The sequence below is a fragment of the Actinoplanes palleronii genome (assembly GCF_016862315.1).
GTDB lineage: Bacteria > Actinomycetota > Actinomycetes > Mycobacteriales > Micromonosporaceae > Actinoplanes > Actinoplanes palleronii.
In genome coordinates, this window is sequence record NZ_BOMS01000101.1 from 1 (window position 1) to 24,588 (window position 24,588).

23 protein-coding genes are annotated in these 24,588 nt (G+C 71.0%); 6 read left to right on the plus strand and 17 right to left on the minus strand.

Annotation, left to right across the window (positions count from 1 at the left end):
* Nucleotides 1-103 precede the first annotated feature (103 nt).
* Nucleotides 104-1,216, minus strand: a complete 1,113-nt coding sequence (locus Apa02nite_RS31800) for a MerR family transcriptional regulator (RefSeq protein WP_203828319.1) — start codon at nucleotides 1,214-1,216, stop codon at nucleotides 104-106.
* Nucleotides 1,217-1,299: 83 nt separating this feature from the next.
* On the opposite strand from Apa02nite_RS31800, the gene Apa02nite_RS31805 reads away from it, so the two are divergent.
* Nucleotides 1,300-2,712, plus strand: coding sequence for a serine hydrolase domain-containing protein (locus Apa02nite_RS31805; protein ID WP_239164699.1), 1,413 nt, complete (start codon nucleotides 1,300-1,302; stop codon nucleotides 2,710-2,712).
* Here the strand turns inward: Apa02nite_RS31805 and Apa02nite_RS31810 are convergent.
* The gene (locus Apa02nite_RS31810; protein ID WP_203828320.1) at nucleotides 2,709-3,866 is read right to left on the minus strand and encodes an FAD-dependent oxidoreductase; all 1,158 of its coding nucleotides are present in this window, start codon (nucleotides 3,864-3,866) and stop codon (nucleotides 2,709-2,711) included. The genes Apa02nite_RS31805 and Apa02nite_RS31810 overlap by 4 nt on opposite strands.
* Nucleotides 3,867-3,897: 31 nt before the next feature.
* Here Apa02nite_RS31810 and Apa02nite_RS31815 point away from each other — a divergent pair, with 31 nt between their 5' ends.
* The 3 genes from Apa02nite_RS31815 to Apa02nite_RS31825 all read left to right on the plus strand — a co-directional run bounded on the left by Apa02nite_RS31815 (nucleotide 3,898) and on the right by Apa02nite_RS31825 (nucleotide 7,473).
* Nucleotides 3,898-4,623, plus strand: a complete 726-nt coding sequence (locus Apa02nite_RS31815; protein ID WP_239164700.1) for a TetR/AcrR family transcriptional regulator — start codon at nucleotides 3,898-3,900, stop codon at nucleotides 4,621-4,623.
* A gap of 91 nt (nucleotides 4,624-4,714) precedes the next feature.
* Nucleotides 4,715-6,268, plus strand: coding sequence for a DHA2 family efflux MFS transporter permease subunit (locus Apa02nite_RS31820; RefSeq protein WP_203828322.1), 1,554 nt, complete (start codon nucleotides 4,715-4,717; stop codon nucleotides 6,266-6,268).
* 581 nt (nucleotides 6,269-6,849) lie between these two features.
* Nucleotides 6,850-7,473 carry a carbohydrate-binding protein gene (locus Apa02nite_RS31825; RefSeq protein WP_203828323.1) on the plus strand — a complete coding sequence of 208 codons (624 nt, stop codon included), beginning with the start codon at nucleotides 6,850-6,852 and terminating at the stop codon, nucleotides 7,471-7,473.
* 321 nt (nucleotides 7,474-7,794) lie between these two features.
* On the opposite strand, the gene Apa02nite_RS52005 is transcribed toward Apa02nite_RS31825, so the two are convergent.
* The 9 genes from Apa02nite_RS52005 to Apa02nite_RS31870 form a co-directional block, all read right to left on the minus strand.
* A complete protein-coding gene (locus Apa02nite_RS52005; protein WP_203828324.1) occupies nucleotides 7,795-10,026 on the minus strand; it encodes a putative bifunctional diguanylate cyclase/phosphodiesterase in 2,232 nt (743 codons plus the stop codon).
* Entirely contained in the window at nucleotides 10,023-12,701 is a 2,679-nt protein-coding gene (locus tag Apa02nite_RS31835; RefSeq protein ID WP_203828325.1) for an amino acid permease, read from the minus strand. The genes Apa02nite_RS52005 and Apa02nite_RS31835 overlap by 4 nt, the downstream gene beginning before the upstream one ends.
* An 82-nt stretch (nucleotides 12,702-12,783) precedes the next feature.
* Nucleotides 12,784-13,728 carry an endonuclease/exonuclease/phosphatase family protein gene (locus Apa02nite_RS31840; protein WP_203828326.1) on the minus strand — a complete coding sequence of 315 codons (945 nt, stop codon included), beginning with the start codon at nucleotides 13,726-13,728 and terminating at the stop codon, nucleotides 12,784-12,786.
* A 41-nt stretch (nucleotides 13,729-13,769) separates the two neighbouring features.
* Nucleotides 13,770-14,849, minus strand: coding sequence for a hypothetical protein (locus Apa02nite_RS31845; protein WP_203828327.1), 1,080 nt, complete (start codon nucleotides 14,847-14,849; stop codon nucleotides 13,770-13,772).
* Nucleotides 14,842-15,348, minus strand: coding sequence for a SigE family RNA polymerase sigma factor (locus Apa02nite_RS31850; protein ID WP_203828328.1), 507 nt, complete (start codon nucleotides 15,346-15,348; stop codon nucleotides 14,842-14,844). The genes Apa02nite_RS31845 and Apa02nite_RS31850 overlap by 8 nt, the downstream gene beginning before the upstream one ends.
* A 19-nt stretch (nucleotides 15,349-15,367) precedes the next feature.
* Nucleotides 15,368-16,387, minus strand: coding sequence for an endo alpha-1,4 polygalactosaminidase (locus Apa02nite_RS31855; RefSeq protein WP_203828329.1), 1,020 nt, complete (start codon nucleotides 16,385-16,387; stop codon nucleotides 15,368-15,370).
* 87 nt (nucleotides 16,388-16,474) lie between these two features.
* Nucleotides 16,475-17,170 carry a hypothetical protein gene (locus Apa02nite_RS31860; protein WP_203828330.1) on the minus strand — a complete coding sequence of 232 codons (696 nt, stop codon included), beginning with the start codon at nucleotides 17,168-17,170 and terminating at the stop codon, nucleotides 16,475-16,477.
* Nucleotides 17,171-17,176: 6 nt separating this feature from the next.
* A complete protein-coding gene (locus Apa02nite_RS31865; RefSeq protein ID WP_203828331.1) occupies nucleotides 17,177-17,674 on the minus strand; it encodes a sigma-70 family RNA polymerase sigma factor in 498 nt (165 codons plus the stop codon).
* A gap of 9 nt (nucleotides 17,675-17,683) precedes the next feature.
* A complete protein-coding gene (locus Apa02nite_RS31870) occupies nucleotides 17,684-18,346 on the minus strand; it encodes a hypothetical protein (protein WP_203828341.1) in 663 nt (220 codons plus the stop codon).
* 132 nt (nucleotides 18,347-18,478) lie between these two features.
* Between Apa02nite_RS31870 and Apa02nite_RS31875 the strand changes: the two genes are divergently transcribed.
* Nucleotides 18,479-19,630 carry an NADAR family protein gene (locus tag Apa02nite_RS31875; RefSeq protein WP_203828332.1) on the plus strand — a complete coding sequence of 384 codons (1,152 nt, stop codon included), beginning with the start codon at nucleotides 18,479-18,481 and terminating at the stop codon, nucleotides 19,628-19,630.
* Nucleotides 19,631-19,659: 29 nt separating this feature from the next.
* Here the strand turns inward: Apa02nite_RS31875 and Apa02nite_RS31880 are convergent, their stop codons facing one another.
* From Apa02nite_RS31880 to Apa02nite_RS31890, 3 genes are all read right to left on the minus strand, one after another.
* Nucleotides 19,660-19,899, minus strand: coding sequence for a hypothetical protein (locus tag Apa02nite_RS31880; RefSeq protein ID WP_203828333.1), 240 nt, complete (start codon nucleotides 19,897-19,899; stop codon nucleotides 19,660-19,662).
* 99 nt (nucleotides 19,900-19,998) lie between these two features.
* Entirely contained in the window at nucleotides 19,999-20,445 is a 447-nt protein-coding gene (locus Apa02nite_RS31885; protein WP_203828334.1) for a hypothetical protein, read from the minus strand.
* 72 nt (nucleotides 20,446-20,517) lie between these two features.
* Nucleotides 20,518-21,060 (minus strand): hypothetical protein, encoded by a 543-nt coding sequence (locus Apa02nite_RS31890; protein ID WP_203828335.1) that lies wholly within the window; start codon nucleotides 21,058-21,060, stop codon nucleotides 20,518-20,520.
* Between the two features lie 48 nt (nucleotides 21,061-21,108).
* On the opposite strand from Apa02nite_RS31890, the gene Apa02nite_RS31895 reads away from it, so the two are divergent.
* Nucleotides 21,109-21,765 (plus strand): dihydrofolate reductase family protein, encoded by a 657-nt coding sequence (locus tag Apa02nite_RS31895; RefSeq protein ID WP_203828336.1) that lies wholly within the window; start codon nucleotides 21,109-21,111, stop codon nucleotides 21,763-21,765.
* On the opposite strand, the gene Apa02nite_RS31900 is transcribed toward Apa02nite_RS31895, so the two are convergent.
* The 3 genes from Apa02nite_RS31900 to tnpB all read right to left on the minus strand — a co-directional run.
* Nucleotides 21,754-22,278: a hypothetical protein gene (locus tag Apa02nite_RS31900; RefSeq protein ID WP_203828337.1), complete on the minus strand. Its 525-nt coding sequence runs from the start codon at nucleotides 22,276-22,278 to the stop codon at nucleotides 21,754-21,756. The two genes, Apa02nite_RS31895 and Apa02nite_RS31900, sit on opposite strands and share 12 nt — an antisense overlap.
* Nucleotides 22,279-22,358: 80 nt before the next feature.
* Nucleotides 22,359-23,000: a DUF2127 domain-containing protein gene (locus tag Apa02nite_RS31905; RefSeq protein WP_239164701.1), complete on the minus strand. Its 642-nt coding sequence runs from the start codon at nucleotides 22,998-23,000 to the stop codon at nucleotides 22,359-22,361.
* Nucleotides 23,001-23,207: 207 nt separating this feature from the next.
* Nucleotides 23,208-24,588 (minus strand): IS607 family element RNA-guided endonuclease TnpB (tnpB, locus tag Apa02nite_RS31910; RefSeq protein ID WP_307871996.1); only part of this gene is annotated, 1,381 nt, incomplete at its 5' end.

Genomic DNA, 24,588 nt, shown 5'->3' on the forward strand with positions numbered 1-24,588 from the left:
CCCCACACAACGCCCCACCACCGACAGTGTGTGAAGTAGCGGTGCGCTGCGCACCCAAAAACCCCACACAACGCCCCACCACCGACCGTGTGTGAAGAAGCGGTCAGTTGTGGTCGTTGATCAGGGCGGTGACCGCGGCCACGGCGGCCGCGAGGGTCGCGGCGCTGAGCGGTGCGGTGTCCTCGGGCGGCCAGCCCTGGCCGGCGGTGACCACGGCGGGTTGCCAGCCCGGGGCCGAGGTGAGCGCGGCGAGCAGGGCCGGCAGGTCCGGGTGCGGGGCGTGGCTCCACACCACCACGGCGGCCGGGTGGCCGCGGTGGACCGCCTCGGTGAGCGCCTCGTGGGGCAGCCCGGCGCCCAGGTGCAAGCAGCCGGTGCCGCGCTCGGCGAGCGCCGCGGCCAGCGCGTCGAGGGCGCCGACATCGCGCCCATGATCTGCGGCGACCAGCAGCACCGGGGCCGGTGAACCCGCGGGCGGGCGGGGCACCTGCGCGAACACCTCGCTCAGGCAGCGCCCGAGCAGCCGGCGGGCGACGGACTTGCGCGCGTCGCTGTCCCGGGCCTGGCCGACGTGCACGAAAGCCGGTCCGGCCAGGGTGTGCCAGGTGCGCAGCACGCCGTGCGCGGCGACCGCCGCGGCCAGCGTCTCCCGCAGGGTCAGCACGTCCATCCGGCGGGCCGCGCGGGCGAGTCCCCGGGCCGCGGACTCGGTGCCCGGGTCGGCGGCCGGATGCCGGGCGGTCCAGTCCGCGGTGGTGCGGCGGGCCATCCGGGCGGCGTCGGCGGCCGGCACCCCACGCGTGGTGAGCTGGGCCATCGTGGTCAGCGCGGTGATGTCGTGCGGGGTGTACCGGCGGTGCCGGCCGGCCTCGTGACCGGTCGGGCCGAGCCCGTACCGCTGGTGCCAGGTCCGCAGCGTGGTGGCGGCCACGCCGAGCCGGCGGGCCAGCGCCCCGGCGCTCAGCGGCTCCCCCACCCCAGCGGGCGCGGACGCCGAAACGGACACGGAAGCGGGCACAGCAACGGGAGCGGGCACGGGGACGGCGCGCAGGCCGGGTCCGACCTGCGCACTCTGGAACGTCGCGTGATCCACCGCCGACCCGCCCTCGAGGTCACCGAGCACACCGCGCCCGGGGTCGGGCGCGGGCAGTGGCAGGTCTTCGGACTCGCGGGCCGTCGCGCCCATGGCGTCGTTCTCACACACCGCTGCGGACACCCGCCGAATGCACGCCCAGTTTAGGGCTAGGTGCCCGACTCGTGACCACGGGAGTCGCGACCCGGATCTTGTTAGGGTGCCGGATGCCTTCTCTGCTGCCGCGCTCGTCCCCGGCCGCCACGGGGATGTCGTCCCGCGCGGTCGCCGCGCTGTTGGACAAGATCGAAGCGCTGTCCGTCGAGTGTCACTCCCACATGGTCGTGCGCCGCGGGCACGTGGTCGCCGAGGGGTGGTGGGCGCCGTACTCCGCGGAGCGCCCGCACCTGCTCTACTCGGTGACCAAGTCGTTCACCTCGGTCGCGGTGGGGCTGGCGATCGCCGATGGGCTGCTCGCGCTCGACGATCGGGTGGTCGACGTGCTGCCCGACCACGTACCGGCCGGCATCTCCGCGCAGGGCCGCCGCCTCACCGTGCACCACCTGCTGTCGATGACCACCGGCCACCGCGCCGACAGCCTCACCGAAGCCTGGCAGCGCGAGCCGAAAGACCTGGTCAAGGGCTTCCTAGGCGTGCCTTTTCAAGATCTTGAAGGAACACGTCATGGGTACGACAATCCGACCACCTTCCTCCTCGCCCGGATGGTCGAACGAGTCACCGGGCGGGGTCTGCCGGAGTTCCTCGACGAGCGGCTCTTCCACCCGATGGGCGTCAGGCACGCCGAGTGGGACCGGGTCGCGAGCGGCGCCGCCTTCGGGTTCCACGGGCTGCACCTGACGACCGAGGCGCTCGCCGCGTTCGGCGAGGTGCTGCTGCGCGACGGCGTCTGGGGCGGTCGGCAGCTTCTCCCCCGTACCTATGTGAATCTCGCGACGCGGAAGCAGACCGCGACCCGGCCGATCGAGGGTGGACCCTCGGACGGCGATTACCTGCGGGGGTACGGCTACCAATTCTGGCTGTCGAGGCACGGTTTCCACGCGGACGGCTCGTTCGGCCAGTTGTGCGTGGTCGTCCCGTCGCACGATCTGGTGATCGCCGTGACCGGCGCCCACTCGCAGGCCCAGGCGGTGCTCGACGCGTTCTGGGACTGCCTGCTGCCCGGCGTGGACGCTCCCGGGAGCCCCCGGGACGACGAGGTTCTCGCCGAGCGCCTGCGCGGGCTGTCCCTGGCCGTGGTGCCGGGCGCCGCCGGGCGCTCGGTGACGGCTCGGCTCGACGGCACCGCCGACGACGCACCGCTGCCCGACGGCACCCCGGTGATCGTCGACCCGGCCGACGGCGGCTGGCGGCTGACCCTCGGGGCGCTGACGATCGATATCGGTCACGGCACGTGGCGGGAAAGCGCGCCGCTGGGCCGCCCGGTCGTCGCCACCGGCGCCTGGCAGGACGACACGTTCGTGGCCGACCTCTACGTGATCACCACCCCGCACCGGGTCCGGCTGACCGTCGACGCCACCACCGGAACAGCCGCCGCGACCTGGAACATCGCGCCGCTGACCGGCCCCGATCTGCTCCGGCACCTGCGCTCGCCCCTGATGACCCGGCCCGACGTCGCCTAGCCGGCGGGCTCGGGCGTGAAGAAGCGCAGGAGGTCCGCCGCAGCGGTCGGGGTGAGCATCATCACCTGAACACGAGCGGACATCTCGGCGATCGGGCCGATCCGGCGGAACATCGTCTCCTCGTACGCCCGGATCGCCGCGTCCGGGTCGGCCGGGTTCGCGGCGAGGGCGGCGGCGAGTTCGGCCGCGTCGAGCATGGCCTGGTTGGCGCCCTCCCCGACCGGCGGCATCAGGTGCGCGGCGTCGCCGATCAGGGTGACGCCCGGGCGGGTGGCCCACCGCGTACCGATGGGCATGGTTTCGATGCGACGCATCGTCGCCGCGCCGTCCGCGGCCTCGACCAGCGCGGTCAGACGGGGGCTCCAACCGCGGAACATGTCGAGCAGCGTTCGCGTGTCCGGGGCGGCGCCGAGCCCAGGACCGCCGGCGAGCAGCGCTCGCGTGTCCGAGGCGGCGTCGAGCCCGACACCGTCGGCGGGCAGGGAGATCCCGACGCGCAGGCTGCCGTCGCCGAGGCGTTGCGCGGCCAGGATCCGGCTCTCGCCGAGGCACCACAAGTTGCCGGGGCCGACCAGCGCGGCGAGGTCCGGGTGCCGCCGGTCGACGTCGCCGACGCTCAGCTCGGCGAGCAGCGCGACCGTGGACAGCGGCGCGTCGGTCAGCAGCGGCCGGACCACCGAGCGGGCCCCGTCCGCGCCGATCAGCACGTCACAGCCGGTTGTGCGGCCGTCGTCGAACGTCAGCGCGAAACCGCCGCCCGGGCGCGGTGTCGCCGCGACGAGCCGGTGCTGCCACACGATCGTGTCGCCCGGCAGCGAGTCGAGCAGCAGGTCCCGCAGGTCACTGCGGTCGATCTCGGGGCGGCCGGCGACCGAACTGGGCTGCGGCCGGTGGTGCAGGAGCATCCGCCCGGCCGGGTCGAGGATGCGCAGCTCCTCGCCCTCGGGACGGGCCGCTGACCAGAATCGGCCGGCCAGCCCCGCCTCGGTCAGGGCGTGCTGCCCGGACTCCGAGTGCAGGTCGAGCATGCCGCCCTGGGTGCGCGCGGATCGGTCGGCGTCGCGTTCGTACACCACCGCGCCGATGCCGTGCCGGTGCAGGATCCGGGCCAGCGTCAGTCCACCCGGTCCGCCGCCGGCGATCGCGATGCGCATGGTCGACCCTTCTTAGCGTACGATGTACGTCATGGATATGCCGTACGGTAATGGCTCGGTGCCCGTTTGGGAACGCCCCGAGCCGCAGGCACGAGCGGCGCCGGTCCCGCTGAGCCGCGCGAAGATCGCCGCCACCGCGGTCCGGCTCGCCGACGCGCACGGCCTCGACGAGCTGTCCGTCCGCAAGCTCGCCAAGGAGCTCGGCGTCGGCCCGATGCGGCTCTACGACTACGTCACGAACCGGGCTGAGCTGCTCGAACTGATGGTCGACGCGGTCTACGGCGAGATCGCCGGCGCCGGGCGGGACCCCGAATGGCGCGCCACGGTGGTGGCCATCGCGCGGACCACCCGTACCGTCGCTCTTGATCATGAATGGTTTTCTGACCTGCTCGGCGGCCGGCCGCACCTGGGGCCGCACGCGCTCGCCGTCGGCGAGTCGACAGCGGCCGCGCTCAGCCGGGCCCCCGGCGTGCGCGGCATCGACGATCTCCAGCAGGTCCTGGGCACCCTGAACGCGTTCCTGATCGGCGCGCTGCGCCGCGAGGTCACCGAGCGACGCACCGCCCGCGCCACCGGTGCCGACGAGTCCGCCTGGCAGCGCGGCCTCGGCCCCTACCTGACCCGGATGCTCGACACCGGCCGCTACCCCACCATCGCCCGGCTGGTCGTTGACGGCGCGCATCTCGACCCCGCGGAGACCTTCGACCGCGGCCTGGCCGCCATCCTGGACGGCGTCACCGGCGACACGCGACGGTGAGCAGCGCCGCCGTGCCAGCGTCATGTGCGGCGCGTGCCAGCGACCTGGGGCAGACTCGGTCTGACGGACACTGCTCGCGCGAGAAGGACCTATGACTGAGGTAGCAACGCCCGCCGCCGCGGATGATCAGCGGATCACCGGCGACATATTGAAGATCGCCGGGGTTGTCGTTCTCGGCGCCATCATGTCGATCCTCGACATCACGGTTGTCAACGTCGCACTGCCGACATTCCAGACCATTTTCGGTACGGAAGGCCAGCCGCTGGCCTACTCGACCGTCGCGTGGACGGTCACCGCCTACACCCTGGCGCTGGCCACCGTCATCCCGCTCACCGGCTGGGCCGCCGACCGGTTCGGCACCAAGCGGCTCTACATGACCGCGATCACGCTGTTCACCCTCGGGTCGGTGCTGTGCGCGATGGCGAGCAGCATCAACATGCTGATCGCGTTCCGGGTGCTGCAGGGGCTCGGCGGCGGCATGCTGATGCCGCTGGGCATGACCATCATGACCCGGGCGGCGGGCCCGAAGCGGATGGGCCGGCTGATGGCCATCCTGGGCGTGCCGATGCTGCTCGGCCCGATCGGCGGCCCGATCCTGGGCGGCTGGCTGATCGACGCCGCCAGCTGGCACTGGATCTTCCTGATCAACCTGCCGATCGGCATCATCGCCCTGATCTACGCGTTCGTGGTGCTGCCCAAGGACGCGCCGCACCCGTCGGAGACGTTCGACTTCGTCGGCATGCTGATGATGTCGCCCGGCCTGGCGCTGTTCCTCTACGGCGTCTCGTCGATCCCGTCGGAGGGCACGGTCACCGCGCCCAAGGTGCTGATCCCGGGGATCGTCGGCCTGATCCTGCTGGTCTCGTTCGTCTTCTACTCGTTCAAGCCGGCGCATCCGCTGCTCGACCTGCGGCTGTTCCGCGACCGCAACCTTGCGGTCAGCATCATCACGATGTTCCTGTTCGCGGTGGCGTTCTTCGGCGGCCTGCTGCTGGTGCCGACGTATTTCCAGCAGATCCGCGGCGAGTCGGTGCTGCACGCCGGCCTGCTGGTGGCTCCGCAGGGTCTCGGCGCGATGCTGACGATGCCGATCGCCGGCATGCTCACCGACAAGTTCCCGGTCGGCCGGATCGTGCCGTTCGGCCTGCTCTTCATCCTGGCCGGGATGATCAGCCTGACCCAGATCACCTCGACCACGTCGTACACGTACCTGATCGTGACGCTGTTCGTGATGGGCCTGGGCATGGGCGGCACGATGATGCCGATCATGACGTCGGCGCTCAAGACGCTGCGGGCGGCCGAGGTCGCCCGAGGGTCGACGCTGCTCAACATCACCCAGCAGATCGCCAGCTCGGTCGGTGTCGCGATCATGTCGGTGATCCTGACCAACGGCCTGAAGGACGCGCAGCTGGCCGGCCCGGCGATCGCGTCCCGCCGGGACCCGGCGATCGCCGCGCAGATCGGCGGCGAGGCCGGCGTCAAGGAGGGCCTGGCGCAGGCGGCACAGGCGTTCGCGCACACCTACTGGGTGGCGGGCGCGCTGGTCGCGGTGACCGTGGTGGCGGCGTTGTTCCTGCCGCGCAAGCGCGAGAAGTCCGCTCTCGGCACAGACCGCGCCGACGCCGCACCGGTGATCCTGCACTGATCAGCTGATCACGGAGAAGGGCCGGCGGGGTGACCCCGCCGGCCCTTTCCATTCTTAGGCACAAGGTCAGCACGCCGACCGGTGACCCCGCGGCAATCCGGTACGTCGCGGAACCCGTGACATGGATGCCTGCGGACGGTTTGATGCCCAACGGCATGACCCTGCTGCAGAACATCACGCAGAATCAGCCCGGATCCGGATCGACATCGTGAACATCTTGACACCTCCCACAGACGAGTCCAGGGATTCCCAGCTCAGACCGCATCCGACCCGCTGTTCCGAAAGAAAGCGACCCGTATGTCTGACGTCGTCAGCACTGGCACGATATTGCCCAACCGTGGCGGGGAGCGTCCCCGCAGCGTTTGACCGCGCGGCCTGCGGTCTCGCCGCGTGCCGAACGGTCGCGATCATCGAAGTCGGGTCGGAGCTTGGCTCTCGCACCGTCCCGAACTCGCGGTCTAAATTACAGCACTGTCTGGGATAACGCCTGCTGCCTCGAGGACAGATCGACTGCCTCTGACCTGATCCTCAGGTATCCGTGTCCTCCTCACCATCAAAGCCGGGAGTTTTGCGGCAAGAAGATGATGACGTTCGACTACTACGACGGCGTCACGCACGACATGGCGGCCGCCACCCAGACCGCCGCGACCGGGCTGGTCAGCCAGCTCAAGGGCGTGTGGCCGGGCAAGACCGACGCGCAGTACTGGAACCAGGTCGGCATCATCGAGATGAACGGCCAGGACGACTACGCCAACGACACCGGCAACCTCAGCGCCGAGGTCTTCACCCTCGCGAACGCGACGACCGTGACCAACTGGGCCAAGGCCAAGGGCATCGGCGCCCTGTCGTTCTGGGCCCTGCAGCGTGACAACGGCGGCTGCCCCGGCCAGGCACCGGGCGAGCGCAACTGCTCCGGTGTCGCGCAGTCGACCTGGCAGTTCAGCCAGCTGATGCGCAGCTTCACCTCCGGCGCGACCAACTCGCCGACGCCGAGCGCCTCGGCAAGCTCCGCCAGCCCGTCGACCCCGTCGAGCCCGTCGCCGTCGGTCTCCACCCCGGCCGGCACCGCCTGGGAGGCCGGTACCGCCTACAAGGTCGGCCAGATCGTCACCTACAACGGCAAGCGGTACCAGTGCCGCCAGGCGCACACCGCCATCGTCAGCTGGGAGCCGCCGAACGTCCTGGCCCTCTGGCTCCCCCTCTGACCCACCGGTCAGGCAATGCCCGGCTGGTGGTGGCGGTCGCTTCCCGGCGCTTGAGGCAGCCGTGAGCGCTAGCCGGGACCGGGCACCGGCTGGTGGTGGCGGCTGCCTCCGGGCGCGCGAGACAGCCGTGAGTGCCAGCCGGGACCGGGCCGCGGCGCACGTCCCGGCACCGGCTGGCTCCCAGGGGTGCCTCCGGCACCTCGACACACCCCTCAGAGCCAGCCGGGACCGGGCACCGGCGCACGACTCGGCACCGGCTGGCTTTCAGGGGTGCCTCCGGCACCTCGAGGCACCCCTGAGGGCCAGCTGACATCTTTCGGTTCAGGGGGTGATGGCTATGGCGGCGATCTGCTCGGGGTCGACCGGGGTGGAGAACAGGAAGCCCTGGCCGGAGGGGCAGTTCGCCCGCAGCAGGTAGCTGAGCTGTTCCTCGGTCTCGATGCCCTCGGCGATCGGGCGCAGCCCCAGCGCGGACGCCATGTGCAGGATGCTGCCCACCAGCACCGGCCCCTTCGGGCTCAGCGTCAGTGCGTCGATGAACGACTTGTCGATCTTGAGGATGTCGACGTCGAGCTCCAGCAGGTAGGCCAGGGAGCTGTATCCGCTGCCGAAGTCGTCGATCGCGACGCGGACGCCGATCTGGTTCAGTTCGGCGAGCACGGCGCGGGCCCGGCTGTACTGGTCGACGAGCACCTGTTCGGTGATCTCCAGGACCAGGCTGTGCGGTTCCAACTCGGATTCCGTCAGGCAGTCGCGGACGTGGTCGAGCAGGCCGGGGTCGGCGAACTGGGTCGGCGACAGGTTGACGCTGACGTAGAGGTCTCCACCGGGCGGGAGCTGCCGGCGCCAGGCGCCGAGTTGCCGGCAGGCGCTGCGGATCACCCACGCGCCGAGCTCGGTCATCAGCCCGAGGTCCTCGGCGAGCGGGATGAAGCTGACCGGCGGGATGACGCCGCGTTCCGGGTGGTACCAGCGCAGCAGCGCCTCCGCGCCCTGCATCCGGCGGGTCCGCATGTCCACGATCGGCTGGTAGACCAGCCGCAGCTGGTCGAGCTTGAGCGCGGCCCGCAGGTCGTTCTCGACGATGGCGCGTTCCATCACGGCGACGCGCATCCGCGGCTCGAAACGTTCGAAGCGCGCCTTGCCGCTGGTCTTCGCGGCGTACATGGCCAGGTCGGCGTCGCGCAGCAGGCTCAGCGCGTTCTCGTCGTCGCCACCGGACGACTCGGCGACGCCGATGCTGGTATCGATGATCAGCGGGCGACCGGCCAGCCACGTCGGTTCCTGCAGGGCGGCCAGCATCCGGGCGGCCAGCGTCTCGGCGATGCCCGGGTCGTCGAACTGTTCGACCAGCACGGCGAACTCGTCGCCGCCGAGCCGGGCCACGGTGTCGTCCTCGCCGATGCACCGGGCCAGCCGCGAGGCGGCGATGGTCAGCAACTCGTCGCCGACGAGATGGCCCTGGCTGTCGTTGACGGTCTTGAAGCCGTCCAGGTCCAGCAGGAAGACCAGGACCGGGCGGCCGGTGGCCCGGGCCCGGGTCAGCGCGGCCTCGGCCCGGTCCAGGAACAGCGCCCGGTTGGGCAGGCCGGTCAGCAGGTCGTGGAAGGCCTGATGGTGCAGCCGGTCCTCCAGCACCCGGCGCTCGGTCACGTCGGTGACGATCCGGATGCCGCCGGTGAGCTGCTCGTCCTCGTCGACGAGCGGCGCCTGCGCGACCTCCACCTCCACGGTCGAGCCGTCGCTGCGCAGGTGCTGCGCGGAGGAACTGCCCGGGCTCTCCGGCCGGACGGCCGGGTCGGCGAGGCTGGGATCCACCCGGCCCAGCACCTCGGCCTCGGTCCAGCCGTAGATGTCCTCGGCGGCCCGGTTCCACCGCAGCACCCGGCCGGTCGGGTCGGTTTCGATGATGCCGACCGGTGCGGAGTCGAGCAGTCCGGCGAGCCGGGTGGCCATCGCCCGGTTCTCCGTCTCCCGCTGGGTGGCGCTGCGCTGGGCCTGCTCGGCGGCGGTCCGCAACCCGCGCTCGGTGGTCAGCGACTCCACCAGCCGTTGCACGAGCGGCCGGGTCACCGAGCCGGCCAGCCGGGCCTCGCCGCGGGCGGCCGCCTGCACCGCCTCGGCCAGTGCGACCCCGCTGGTGCCCTTGACCAGGTAGCCGCACGCCCCGGAGAGCAGCGCCTCGATCACCAGTGACTCGTCGCCGTACGCGGACAGCACGATGACCGCGGGTGGATCCTCCAGCGCGGTGATCGCCTTGGTCGCGGTCAGGCCGTCCATCCCCGGCATCCGCATGTCCATCAGCACCACGGCCGGGCGCAGTTCCCGGGTGAGGGCCACGGCCTCGGCGCCGTCGCGGGCCCCGCCCACCACCTCGATGCCCGGCACCCGGTTCATCAGCCGGATCAGTCCGTCGCGGACCTCGTCCACGTCGTCGACGACGAGCGTGCGCACCACCGGGATCGTGGTGGTGCCCGCCTCGCCAGGCTGCGGGGTCGGGCGCCGGGACGCCGACATGCCGGACCCGTGATCCGACCACTGACGTTCGGTCACGGCAGCGCCACCTCGCGGTCCGTCGCCGGCATCCAGATCTGGACCCGGGTGCCGCCGCCGGGCGTGGACGTGACGGTGAACCGGCCGGAGGTCAGCTCGGCACGCTCCCGCATCCCGGCCAGCCCGAAATGCCCGCCGGCCACGAACGACGGCATGTCCTCGAGGGCGAAACCGACGCCGTCGTCATCGATGGTCAAGTCCACCCCTTCGCCGGTCGGCACGTCGATCAGCTCCACCCGGGCCCGGCCGGCCCGGGCGTGGTTGGCGACGTTGGTCAGGGCTTCCTGCACCACCCGGTAGAGCACCGTCTCGGCCTCGGGCGTCATCCGCCGCGTGGTGGACACCGCGACCGGGCACTCCAGCCCGGTACGCCGGCGGAACGAGGCGGCCAGGTCGCGCAGCGCGGGCTCGAGGCCCTGCTCGTTGAGGGCCGGCGGGCGCAGCTCGGACATCAGGGTGCGCAGGCCCCGGATCTCCTGCTCCAGCCGGAGCTGTGAGTCCAGCAGCAGGGCCTTGCTGTCCGCGACGTCGTCGAGTTCCAGCGCGAGCGAGGCCTCCTCGAAGCCGTAGCGCACCGCGGTGAGCCGCTGGATCGGGCCGTCGTGCAACTCCGCGGCCAGCCAGGTGCGTTCGTCCTCCCGGCCGCGGATCGTCTGGGCCAGCAGCTGGCGCCGTTCCCGTTCCACCGACTCGAGGTCGTGCAGGGTCTGCGAGAGTTGCTGGCCCTGCTCGGCCAGCTCGCCGGCCCGCTGTTCGATCTCCTGGTTGGCCGCTTCCAGGGCCTCGGTGCGCCGGGCGACCAGGTCCTCCAGGTGATCGCGGTGATCGCGGAGTTCCTCGCGGGCCACGTCCAGCGCGATGGCGGCCTTGGCGATCTGGCGCTGCATGACGTTGAAGCTCTCGGCCATGATGCCGATCTCGTCGCGGGTGTGCACCGTCACCGGCGTCTCGTCGACCTGGGCGTGCGCGTCCTCGAGGCGACCACCGGCGAGGGCCTCCATGGCCTTGGTCAGGTCGGCGAGGGTGCCCTGCGCGAGCCGGTCGGCGCTGGCGGCCAGCTGCCCGGCGGCCTGCGCGATGGTGCCGGGCAGCACCAGCCCGACGGTGACGGTCAGGATCGCGACCGCGACGAAGATGTCCTGCAGCACGGTCGTCAGGATCAGGTGGCCGCGGTCGACGGTCTGCACGGCGAGCAGGTATCCGGCGCCGTCGAGCACCATCACCGCCAGCATCGCGCCGGTCAGCTTCATGTGCATGGAGCGGAAGTAGACCGGCAGGCCGGCGCTGCGCCGGTCCCGCACCACCCGCCAGGTGTAGAACACCGCCCCGGAGTAGGCCAGGGTCAGCCCGAACAGCACGGTGGGCAGGCCGTACTGCTCGAAGCCGAGCACCGTGGACAGGCCCCAGACGGACGCCGCGCCGACGCCGAGCATCACCGTGCCGCGCGGCGCGCGCCACGGCCGGTGCAGGTCCGGGGCGTGCCGGCGCAGCAGCCACACCGCGACGCTGGGCAGTCCGATACCGATCAGGTAGGTGAAGTTCGCCGCGGCGATCATCCAGACCGGGTCGCCGGCCAGCAGGAACGCGATCGCCAGGGTCGCGGTCAGGGTGGTGGCCACCCACGGGGTGTCGGTGCGGGAGCGGTTGGCCAGCACCCGGGGCAGCAGGCCGTCCTCGGAGAGCTGCGACAGCGTCCGGGCCGCGCCGGCCAGCGGCTGCAACGTACCGTGGAACATGTTGAAGATCATGAACATGATCGCGGCGGACTTCGCCGCGGCGCCGAGGATGGTGCCGAACACCGGGCCGAGGCTGACCGCCAGGTCCGCGCTGAGCCCGTCGGTGCCGATCACGCCGAGCCAGACGACCGGGATCAACAGGAAGTAGACGCCGGCCATCCCGCCGCTGGCGATCATCGCCCGTTTGACGTTGCGGACCGGGTCCTTGGTCTCGCCGACGTGGCAGGTGGCCGCCTCGAACGCCGGCGCGGCGAAACCGATCAGGTAGAGCCCGGCCATCGCGCTGGTGATCTGGCCGAAGACCCCGGAGAACGGCGTGATCAGGTCGAACGTGGCGGCCTGGTGCCAGTCCATCCGGCCGGTCAGCACCGGGCCGAGCACCGACAGGAACGCCAGCAGCGCCGAGCCGACCGCGATCGGGCTGGCCAGCCGGGTCACCCACCGGACGCCGGCCAGGTTCACCGCGGTGAACAGCACCACGATCATGACCGCCAGCACGGTCACCGGCACCTGCGGGAGCACCCAGTGGTGGATCGCCGAGCCGGACAGGATCGCGGTCAGCCCGCAGGTCGGCACCCAGCCCCACCAGTAACAGACGCCGGTCAGGTTCGCGAGCACGGCGCTGTACGGCCGGAACGCCTCGGCGCAGGTCGCGGCGATGCCACCGACCCGGTTCGGCCACATCAGGACCAGCTCCAGCCAGCCGGGCGCGGCCGCCCAGGCCAGCAGCAGCCCGACCAGCAGCAGCGGCACCGCCGCGCTGCCCTGCGACACGACGAGCGCGGGGATCAGGAACAGGCTCTGGTTCGACCCGCCCATCGCCATCGCCGTGGTGCCGAACCACCCGATCGTCCGCGGGTGCTCGCGCAGCGACCAGTCCTCGTTCCCGGCCCCGCCTGGGGTCTTGTGCCCACCAGAGGCCTCGGCCACAGCCGCCATCTGCCGAACTCACCACCCCTCGCGCTCGTCCGCCCTATCGGCCGGATGAGCGATCGGCTGAGGCGATCGCCGGGAACTCCCGCTACGGAAGGTGGAGGCGGACCTGGATCGGCAGGTGGTCGCTGGGGAACTGGCCGTGCGGGCGGTACGTGTTCATCAGCGCGCCACGGACCGTGACGCCTGGCGTGGTGAGGATCCAGTCGTCGCGCTCGGCGCCGGAGATCGGGTTCTGGTAGTTGTGAATCGTGCCGTACGCCGGGCCGCGCCGGGGTGCGGTGATCCAGCAGTCGCGCAGGCCGGCCTGCTCGGTCAGGACGCGGTAGACCTCACTGCCCGACGCCGCCGGGCTGTTGAAGTCGCCGGTGAGCACGACCGGCAGCGGGTCGAAGGTGGCCAGCCGCTCCTGGATGAGCCGGGCCGAGTGGCGGCGGGCCTCGGCGCTGTTGTTGTCCAGGTGGGTGTTGACGGCGTAGAAGCGCCGGCCGGTGCGCAGGTCGGTGAAGAGCACCCAGGTGACCATGCGGATCCGGAACGAGTTCCAGCTGGTCGACGCCGGGACCTGCGGTGTCTCGGAGAGCCAGTAGTTGCCGGACTGTCCCGGGCGCAGCCGCTGCCGGTCGAAGTAGATCGCCATGTGTTCGCCGACGTCGCCGCCTTCCCGGCCCAGGCCGATCCGGCCGTAGCGGTCGCCCAGGTCGGCGTCGATGTCGCGCAGCTGGTCCGGGAGGCCCTCCTGGGTGCCGATCAGGTCCGGGTGTTCCGCTCGGAGCAGGGCGCGGGTCACCGGGCGGCGCTGCGCCCACGAGTTCGGCCGGTTGTCCGCGGCGTACCGGAGGTTGAAGGTCATCACGTCCAGGTCGGCCGGTGCGGCCGGGCCGGCCAGCTGGTCCATCGCGGAGCGTGCCGGGGCCACCGGCGGCGCCGGAGACTCCCGGGGCGCCAGGAACCGCGGCGGCTCCTGGGCAGCGGCGTCCCCGGCCGTCTGCGCACAGAAGACGGTCACGAGCAGCAGTACCAGCAACCGCATCGACAGACGATAACAGACGATCAATTACGCAGAGTAGTCACTCATTCGGGGTTGGAGCGGTTCAGGACGCGAATACCCGCGGCGAACTTGATCAGGTCGGCGTCACTGATGGTGAAGCCGTCACTGACGGTGATCACCAGGGTGGCGTTCCAGTCGGTGACGTCGACGGACAGGACCACGCCGCCGGCGCGGTGGTCGAGCTGCGCGTCGTACCCCTGGATCTTTTGATTGACGGTTTTGAGTTGTTGCCGTTGGCGCAGGACGGTGGTGAGCGCGGCGCTGCCCGGGGTCGCGGACGGTGCGCGGAAGGTCATCCGGGACGCGGAGACCGTGTCGGTCAGCAGTCCGGCGGGGCTGAAGTCCAGCGCGAACGGTGGGGACACCGCGACCGTCGCCGGGCTCAGCGAGTCGGCGAGCGCGACCACCTGGTCCGGTGTGTAGGTGTCGTCGGTGGCGAGCCGGATCCACCGGTTCGCCGATTCCTTCCACGTCAGGGTCAGTTGCTTGGCGGGCTGCACGTCGACGGTGCGCAGCGTGCCGGGGTGGCCGCGGACCTGTCGCGGCGTTGCGGTGCCCGGCGAAGTGAACGACGATTCGCGGGTCGCGACGGTCACCGTGACGTCGGCGTGGTCGCGCAGCTCGGTCGCTTCGAAGAACGCGCTCGGGTTCCCGGCGGTGATCGAGGCGACCGGCGCGCTCATGCCGTCGGTGGCCGGGAGCGTGTAGGGGAAGGCCGGCGCCGTCCAGCCGCCGGCCAGCGTGATCTTCGGGGTGCTGCTGGTCGACGTGCTGCTCTTCGGTGTGCCACTCGTCGGACTGCTGGTTCTCGGCGTGCTGCTCCTCGGTGCCGCGGAGGTCGGCCGCGCGACCGGCGCGGAGGTGGCCGGCGCGGGCGCGACCGGTGGGGTGACCGGCTCCGGGCGGGCCGCGAGCACGGTCACGAACGGGATCGCGGCGACCAGCACGGCCGCCGCGGCCGACACCGCGGTGACCGTGACGACCCGGCGCCGGTGATAGCGGCGCGACCGGTCGTGGACGCTGCCCAGCAGACCAGAATCGGACGGGGCGTGGCCCTCGGCGTCGCGCATCGTCTCGGCCAGAAGCCGGTCCAGCTCATCCATCGACGCCAACTCCTGTCTCGCTCATGATGGTCCGCATCCGGCTGAGCGCGCGGGCCGCCTGCGACCGGACCGTCGACTGTCCGCAGCCCAGCAGCGTCGCGATCTCGTCGTCGGGCAGGTCGCAGTAGAAGCGCAGGACCAGCACGGCCCGCTGCGCGCGCGGCAGGCCGCGCAGCAGGCGCCACATCTGATCGCGGGCCACGACGCGCTGCTGGCTGTCCTCCAGGCCGATCATTTCCGGTACGTCGGCGAGCACCGCCTCCCGGTACGCGCGACGCCGCCGCCAGGACAGGAACTGTCGGACGATCGAGGTACGCACGTACGCCTCGGCGCTGTCCATCGCGGTGATCCGGTCCCACCGGCGGTGCATCCGGGCGAGAACCTCCTGCACGAGGTCCTCGGCCAGATGCGCGTCACCGCAGAGCACGTACGCGAACTTCAACAGGGCACGCCCGCGCCCGTGCACGAACGCGTCGAAGTCCGGTTCTTCGTTGGTCATAGTGGCCGTTTCGAGCGGTTCAGCACGCCTCGTAGACGTACGATTTCGAGCCCGGGGTGGTCACGTCGACGTCGCGCAGCACGATCGACAGCGTGCCGGCGTAGGCCTTGCATGCCTTGGTGAAGCCACTCCGAGAATACTCGATCACGATCACGTTGTTGCCGTACGAAGCGGTGTACGCGTCGCACTCGTCGAAGTCGGCGCACTCCTCGGCGACCGCGAAGTCGAACCCGGCCTTCTTGGCGTTCGCGCTGCTCAGGTCCGCGGTGTTCTTCTGCCCGGCGGCGAGTCCCTTGGCGTGGGCGCGCGAATTCAACTCGGTGGCGTACGCAATCGCCTGCGCCTGGGTCAGCAGGCCCTTCGACCGGGTGTAGGAGTCGAGGTTGTCGGACTCGATGGCTTTGAAGCCCTTGGTGGCGCACGCGTCGATCCACGCGCCGACGACGCCGGTCAGCGCGGTCCGCTTCGCCGCGGTGGAGAAGTCCAGCATGATCTCGTTCCAGTCCTCGTCGATGACCAGGTCGCCGTTCGCGTCGCGCAGCAGCAGGTCGGGGTGGTTGGTCTTCCACCACGACTCGTCGCCGGGCTGGGCCTGGAACGCGTTGACGTAACAGATCGTGTAGACGCCGGGGGCCGGGGTCGACTCGCGGTCGCGGCTGACGACGGTCACGCCGGAGGGCGGGGTGTAGGCGCCGCCGATCTGGTAGTCGAAGGTGGCGTTGGCGGGCGGGGGCGCGAAGGTGGCGCTTGCGGGCGGCGTGGCCGTTTTCGTCGCGGCGGGCGTGGTCGTCGTCGTCGCGGCCGGGGTGGCCGATGTCGCCGATTTTGTCGCGGCCGGCACGGTCGGCTTCGGCGTGGCGGACGAGGCGCTCGGCTTCGGGGCCACGATCACCGGCGCCGCCGACGTCTTGTGCGGCTTCGCGCCCCACCAGGAGCCACGGGTGCTCGCATCCGCCGTGCCGATACCGACGCCCAGGGCAGTGATCACCACGGCTGCCATGGCGACCCCCACCTTGAGCGCCTTGCGGTTGCTAACCATCGATGTGACTCCTCATGCGTCCGGGAACTGCGTCCCCTCATGAACGCGATGGGCCACCGGGTCTGCTGCCGCCCGTACAAAAAAGTTTTAGAAGTTGATCGTCTGCATCCCGACCCAGCCGGTTTGCTGCTCTTCGACCAGTTTGTCGTCGACCCGCAGAGTGCCGTAGGCGCCCTTCATCTCGAACTGACCGGAGTCGCCGGCCGGCACGAGTTCCCAGATCTGCGCCGGATCGCCGTCCTGGCAGGGCTGCAGCCGCAGCGGCACGTCCGGCGTGTCGGTCACGCAGCTGTCCGGCCGGGCCACCGGCACGACCACCACCGAGTTCGGGGTCGTCGTCGATGCCGGGAGCAGCGACATCTCGGTCGAGGCGTCCTTCACCCCGCCGGTGAAGTCGACGACGTCGTCCGCGCCGACCTGCATCCAGTGGGCGACCCCGTCGTCCGCCACGTCGATGAGCACCCCGGTATTGAAGTCGACGCCGAACCGCTTGAGCTGGCTCAGGTTCGACGTCACGCTCGGCACGGCTTTGCTGCGGGAGGCGGCGACCGACGGGCTGGCCGACGGGCCGATCGGCGGCACGGAACGATCCGGGCCCCGGTCGAGGCCGACACCGATCCCGACCGCCGCGATCAGCACCACGGCGAACGCGGCGCCCGCGGCCCGGTTCCGGCGCCGCCGATCGCCACGCCGGCGGATCTCCGCGGCCGGCGCGAGGTCCGCGGTGCGCTGGAGATGGTCGGCATACGCCCGGAAGCCCGAGTTCACCTGGTCGTCAGACATCGCTGCTCACCGTCCCCTCTCCAGAGTCTCGTCCTCGGTCAGATGCGCGGACAACGCGCGGCGGCCCCGGGCCAGCCACGTGGTCACCGTGCCGGTCGGCACACCGGTCTCCTGGTGGATCTCGGCGACCGTCAGCCCCACGAGATGATGCAGCACGATCACCCGGCGCTGGTCAGCCGGAATCCGGCGCAGCGCGGCGACGATCGCCACGTGGTCCGGGCCGAGCCCGTCGACGTGCGCTTCGGTGGTGTCCCGCCGGTGCGCGTGCAGCCGGTTGATCGCCTTGCGCCAGGCGCTCACCGCGTGCCGGTACGCGACCTGGCGGACCCAGGCCTCCGGATTCTCGTACGTGCTGATCTTGTGCCATTTGTTCCAGGCACGCAGATACGCCTCGGCGACAGCGTCCTCGGCCTCGGCCCGGCTGCTCACCATCATCGAGACGTGAGCGAGGACCCGACGCGACGACGTCGCGTAGAACGCGTCGAAGTCCCCGGCGTCACGCATTAATAAGGCTCACTTCGCGTACTTGATGGTCTGCAGGCCGGTACGGCCGGTGCCGCCCGTGGTGAGTTTCCCGTTCTCGACCTTGAGGATGCCGAACTTTCCCTGGAGTTCGAACTGACCCGAGTCGCCGGCCGGGACCACCGTCCAGATCTGCGCCGCCGCGCCGGTCTTGCAGGTCTCCAGCTTGAGCGCGGCGCCCGCGGTGTCCGCGACGCACGAGCCCGCGCCGAGGTCCTCGTTGTAGAACGGTGGCTTGATCACGACCCGGTTCTTCTGCGCGACCGGCGCCGGCTTGAGCGCCATCATCGTGTTGTCGGTGCGCGTGGTGCCGGTGAAGTCGACGACACCGTTCTTGCCGATCGCGAGGTAGCGGTTCACGCCGTCGTCGGCGACGTCGATCAGCACGCCGGCGTTCAGGGTGATGCCGAGCTTCTTGAGCTGGCTGACGTCCGAGACGACGGCCTTCGGCTTCGCCGTGGCTTTTGCCGATGGTGCCGCTGTGGTCCGGGCCGCTTTCGGCGTCGCGGTTGTGGCCGGGCTCGACTCGACCACTGCCACGGGTACGGAGGCGGGCGCGGTCGCGGCGTCGCTCGCGGGCGGCGTACTGGCGCCACAGCCGGTGAGGGCCGCGACACCGGCGAGGGCGAAGGCTCCGACGAGGGTCGTACGCATGGGGGGTCTCCTTGCTCGGCGTGTTCTGCTGCTGTGCCTCGAACACGCCTGGGGAACCCGGCCGATTTCAGAACCTCGGTAACGGAAAGATAACGGCTCGCGACCCTACCCCGCCTGGGCTACGGTGCCGCGGTGACACGATCTCGCCGCGCCTATCGCGACGCCGACGGCCACCGCGTCGAAGGCACCTGGCGGCACGTCTTCGTCCGCAACGCGGACACCTACTACCTGGCCGACCTGGTCATCTACGCCGACGGCGCCCTTGACACCGGCACCGGTGGACTCACTGACCTCACCGGCCTGGCCGCACTCCTGCGATCCGGCCGGGTGGCCACCACCGTGACCGACGGCGCCCGGGCCTCGGCCCACCACCTCGCGCAGTGGCGGTTCGCCGAGGCCACCGGCGCGATCGACGCCGGCACGCTCCTCGCCGAGGTAGCCGACGAGATCGACCGGCTCAACGACCGGCCCGACTCCACGGGCCGCTGCCTGCAGGCCGTGCAGGCCTATCTGGCCGACGCCACCGAGGACAACCGGCTCCGCGTACGCGAGCGGTATCTGGCCGTCCCCGAGCACCTGCGTGTCTACGCTCTCGGCGACATGGACCACCGCGACGGCCCGCTGAAAATCCTGGCCACCGCGATCGGCGACACCGTCGAGGACTACTACTACGACGACGTGGTCACTCCTGAAATGCACGCCGAGGCGGTCGAGTACTTCCGTGACCGGGACCTGCACCAGGCCCGGGCCGACGTGCGGATCCCGCCCGACGGGCCGGAGCGGCCCGGGACCGCGCCGCTGACCGTCTACCAGGGGCGGCAGGACCATCCGGACAACGGGGTCCTGCAGAACGGCTACCCGGCGATTCTCACCATCGACGGCACGACCTATCCGACGCTCACCCACGCCTACTGGGCCCTGGCCACCGCCGACCCCGCCTGGCGTGACCGCATCGCGGCAGCGCCGGACACCTACGACGTCGTCGAACTCGCCGAACAGGCACCTCGCCGGCCCGGCTGGCCCGCGGCCCGCCTCGCCGTCATGACCCAGCTCCTGCGGACGAAATTCGCCCAGCATCCGTCGATGGCGCGCACCCTGCTCGCCACCGGCGACGCGCGCATCATCTACACCGCGCTCGGCTCCGACTACTGGACCGCCTCCGGTCCGCAGAGCAGCAACTGGATCGGCCGGTTGCTGGAGGTCGTCCGCTCCGAACTCGCCGCCCTCGACGCCGGGATCCCCCTTCCCGCGGCCGGCGGTGCCGAGCTCTCGGATTCTCGCTGAGAGCACGTGGGTTCGCCATGGCGGCGGGCTCAGCCGGCCTGGGCACGGCTGTCGCGGACACCACTGGGCAGGCCGGCGTCGAGTTCGCGCTCCACTCGCAGGCGGGCGTCCTGCTCGTCGAACGGGTAGCCGGGTGAGGCGATCATCCGCAACAGCTTCAGGCCGGCCGCCACGTCGCCGTCGCGCCCGGCGGGCTGGCGCATGCGGGCCAGGCGCGCCAGGAACGGCAGGGCGCGTACCTGGCCCACGTCGTCGCGGCCGGGCGGCACCCGCACCTGGCGGCCGCGCTGACCGGCGGGCCGACGACGCCGGCGCCCCGCTTCGAGGACACCGTGTCGCGGGTGCTGGTCGGCCTACTCGGCGAGTGATCAGTCTCCCGAAAAGCCCCAGAAATAGATCTCGGCGGGCTGGCCGGCGTCGTCGTGCAGCACCGCGCATCGGCCGAACCAACGCTGCGTAGCCAGGTCGGCGATCTTCTCCACGTGTGCCCGGGTCAGCGTCGTGACACCGGCGCACTGCAGCGCCTCCGCCTCGCTGACCGGCTCGACCGTGCCGTAGTCCGGCTTCCCGCCCGGCCGCAGCATCTCCTGCATGTCGAGAATCGAGTGGGTCCCGGACTCCTGGACCGACTCGGAACTCCACAACTCCTCCTCGGTCCGTGGCCGATCCGGATAGTCGCTCGCGGACTTGCCGATCTCGGACGGCTCGGCCCACCAGTAGTCGCCCTCCGCGAAGATCCGCGCGCGCAGCTCGTCGAGAGCCTTGCTCAGATCAGGCTGGTACTCCACGTAGTAACTCCACCCAGACGCACCCACGGCAATCTCCCCCGTCCCGGAAATATCGACGCGGGCATCGAAACACGGGGGTACGACAAGAACGGTGACACGTCAGGACCCCAGATCGATGCAAGACTTTTCGTACGCAAGCAGCGGCCGCACCCGCAGCGCCACCCGGTGTCCGTCGTCGGTCGTCCAGCGGGTGTCGACAGTAGCGGTCCGGACCGCCGCGAGCACCGCGGCCGCGTCGGTGACCAGGCACGGCCGCGACGGGTAGCCGGGCATCCCGGTCGCGGGCGTGCTCAGCGGCCACGGCCGCACGTCGGAGCCACCGTCGCTGTCGGCCACGACGACAACCGCGACCCGCTCCGAGCGGTACGCGCCGGCGTCGGTGCCGGCCCGGGTCGCGGCGGCCATGAACTCGTCGGCTCGGCCCCGGTCACCATCACCCCGCACTGACGTCTCGTGCCAGCCGCTGGCCGTCCTGATCCGGATGACCAGCGTGGACGCGTCGGGAGCGTCGCCGCGGCCGGAGGAGAGCAAACCGGCAGCCCGCGCGTAGAGCCGATCCACGTCGTCGGGGGTGAGAAAGCGGCGAGTGCCGGTGACCACGACACCCTGATCGTCAGCGGCCAGGACAGCAGTGCGCCGCACGGCATCGAGTTCCGCGTGTCCGTCCCGCTGCGGGCTTAGAGTGGGGCGATGTCGAAGGTACGGGTGCACAACCTCGCGGTCTCGCTGGACGGTTTCGCCACCGGGGACGGGCAGACGCTGGAGGCGCCGTTCGGGCACGCGGGCGGCCGGCTCATGGAGTGGTTCTTCCCGACGCGAGCCTTCCAGTCGATGCAGGGCAAGGACGGCGGGAGCGAGGGCGTCGACAACGCGTACGCCGCGGCGTGGGGGCCCGGCATCGGCGCCGAGATCATGGGCCGCAACAAGTTCGGGCCGCAGCGGGGCGCCTGGCTGGACGAGGAGTGGCAGGGCTGGTGGGGCGACAACCCGCCGTTCCACACCCCGGTCTTCGTGCTGACCCACCACCCACGGCCGACCCTGAAGATGGAGGGCGGCAACGTCTTCCACTTCATCGACGCGACTCCGGCCGAGGCGCTCGCCCAGGCCCGGGAGGCGGCCGGTGACCTGGACGTACGCATCGGGGGTGGTCCGACCACGGTCCGCCAGTTCCTCGAAGCGGACCTGATCGACCACCTGCACGTGGTGCTGGTCCCGATCGTGCTGGGCCGGGGCGTGCGGCTCTGGGACGGTCTGGAGAGCCTCGAGGACCGGTTCACCATCGAGGCCGTGACGACCCCGAGCGGCGTCACCCACCTGACGTTCGCGCGGCGGGCGCTATCGGCGTAAGCCGGTCAGCAGGTCCTTCAGCAGGGCGGTCATGTCCGCGGACCGGGAATCCAGCGTCGCCATCGTCGCCGGGAAGTTCTCGAACCCGACCTCGATGAGGGCGTTCTCGGACCAGGCGCGCGCTCCGATCCTCTCGTCCAGATACGCCGCGGCCGGGACACCCACCCGAGGCAGCTCGACGGCACCCGCCCAGCCGTCCTCCTCGGGCCCCCGGTTCACCAGGCTGTCGACTTCGGCGTGGGTGTACCGGCGACCGTTCCCGTCGATGTGAAATTCGGCCACGAACGAGCTCGGTGCGCCGGTCGCGCCGTAGTGACAGCGGCCGTCATAGCCGCCGTCCTTGGCAACCGAATACTCCAGCGTGCCGGCCTTCGCCTCCGCGAACGCCGGCACGGTCAGTTCGGGGCAGCTCCCGCCGATGTCCTTCCACGGCGGCGCGGGTTCGCCGGCGCACCCCTGCAGCGCGGCGAGCGCCAGACATCCCAGCATCACGAAACCGACAGCGCGAGCCATCCCGCTCCGCAGTTCAGGTCGGCGAAGCCGGCTCAGGTCCATGCGATGACCAGTTCCTGACCCAGCTCCATCGACCGGCCCTACCCGGCCGTCCGGACCGGGGCCGCGTCGTGTTTCGCCGCCGGCTCCTCGGCCGCGTGTTCCACTTCCATCAGGCTCATCTCGTGCCGCTCGGCCTCATACGCCTTGTGCCCGCCCCGGATCCCGAACAGCCGCTTCGACACCAGCAGGTAGACCACGGCGGCCACGTTGATCACCAGCGCCCCGATCCGGAACGCGGTCACCCGCTCGGTCAGCTCGTAGATCTCGATGGGCAGGCCGAGTGACGTGGCGACCAGCGCGAAATACTCACCCCAGCGCTTGAGCAGCCACAGGCCGGCGCCCTCGACGAGCTGCAGCACGCCGTACACGATCAGCGCGATCCCGGCCCAGAGCAGCGTGTCCGACTGCGCCTCGACGACCCGCCGGATCGTCTCCACCACCGCCGAGTTCTCCAGGTTCCAGCCGATCTTGTCGGTGAACGGCTTGAGCAGCGGAATGTCCTCGTGGAAGGCCCGCTCGATGGCGTCACGGCTGTCCCGGAACTGGATCACGCCATAACCGGCCGCCAGCACGAACAACCCCTTGACGAACCGCTCCACCGCCAGCAACCGCAGAATGATCGCGTCACGCAGCGCCCGCCCCCGCGGCACGAGTGGCGCATCGGCGGCCGGCCCGGCCATCCGCGGCTCCCCCAGCACGAAGTCCCCGCACCGCAGGCACCGCCACGCCACACCCAACGCCGTCTCGGCATGCAGCCGCGCACGAAGGTCGTCCTCAGCAGGCGCATAAGTCAGGTGCCCACGACGCCCACAGACCAACAGGTTCACATCCACAGCACAGTTGATACAACACCCAGTCACGGCCCCAAGGACCAGACCCGTTACCTCTCAGTGCGCTTTAGCAAGCACACGGTTGGTAGTCCTGCCTTGCGGCGGGACGGTCCCGGTCTGACCGGCGGGTGCCGTGCCGGGTTGACGTTTCACGGCCACCTGCCCGCGTATGCGGGTCTTCTGGTCGGCTCCACGTCCTGCCACCGGGCCACTCCCGGCGGTGTCGAACTCAGCCGCGAGAGCGGCCAGGTTCAGGGCGGCGTTACGGTCTCGATCAATGATCAGGCCGCACGCCTCGCAGGCGTATTCGCGCTCGGACAGGGCCAGCTTGGCTTTCACCGTGCCGCAGCCTGAGCAGGTCTTACTGGAGGGATACCAGCGGTCAGCGACAAGAAGCCGACCACCGTTCCATGCGGTTTTGTACGCCAACTGGCGGCGGATCTCGGCGAACCCGGCGTCGGCGATGTGCCGGGCCAGCCTGCGGTTGGCGAGCATGCCGGTCACGTTGAGGTCTTCGACCACGACCGTGCCATGCTCGGCCGCGAGCCGGGTGGTCAGTTTGTGCAGGCCGTCGCGGCGCAGGTTGGCTACCCGGGCGTGGGCGCGGCCGAGCCGGGCAGCGGCCCGCTCCCAGCGTTTCGACGCCCGCTGGCCGGTGCGCCGGTCCGGGCCGGTCTTACGCGACAACGCCCGCCCGAGGGCGCGCATGCGCTGCTGGGCGGCGACCAGGTGGCGCGGGTTGTCGATCAGCTCCCCGGTGGACAGCACCGCCAGGTGCAGGATCCCGACGTCCACACCGACCACCGACGAGGGCCGGGCCGGTGCCCGCTCGGCGCGTTCGACTCCGACCGTGAACGACACGTGCCAGCGCCCGCCGTCACGGCGCACGGTCGCGGACATGATCCGGGCCGTGCCGGCCTCGAGGCGGCGGGCCAGCTTGCGGGCCGACTCGTGCAGCTTCAACCGGCCCAGCCGGGGGAGCACGACGTGCATCCGGTCCGGCTCGACCCGGATCGCTCCGGTGGTGAACCGCACGGACGGTGTGGTGCGGCGCCGCGACTTGAACCGAGGGAACCCGACCGGCCGCCCGGCCCGCTTACCCGACCGGGAACCGGCCCAGTTCTTCAACCCGCGGGCCAGGGCGTCCAGGCCGGTGTTGAACGCCTCCTTGGACACCTCGCCCCACCACGGCGCCATATCGGGCTTCGCCTGGTTCCACGCTTTACGCAGCCCGGCCAGGGACCACGACAGCGACGGGGTCAGCAATTGCTCGGCCACGCCGTAGGAACGCTCGGCCGTGCGTTGGTCCATCACGGCCTTGACCCTGGCGAGGGCCCAGTTATGGGCGACACGGGCCGCTCCGGCGTGAGCGAACACGTCGCGTTCCTGGCCGGGCGTGAGGTCGAGGGCGAACCGGTACGCCTGGATCGTCTTCACA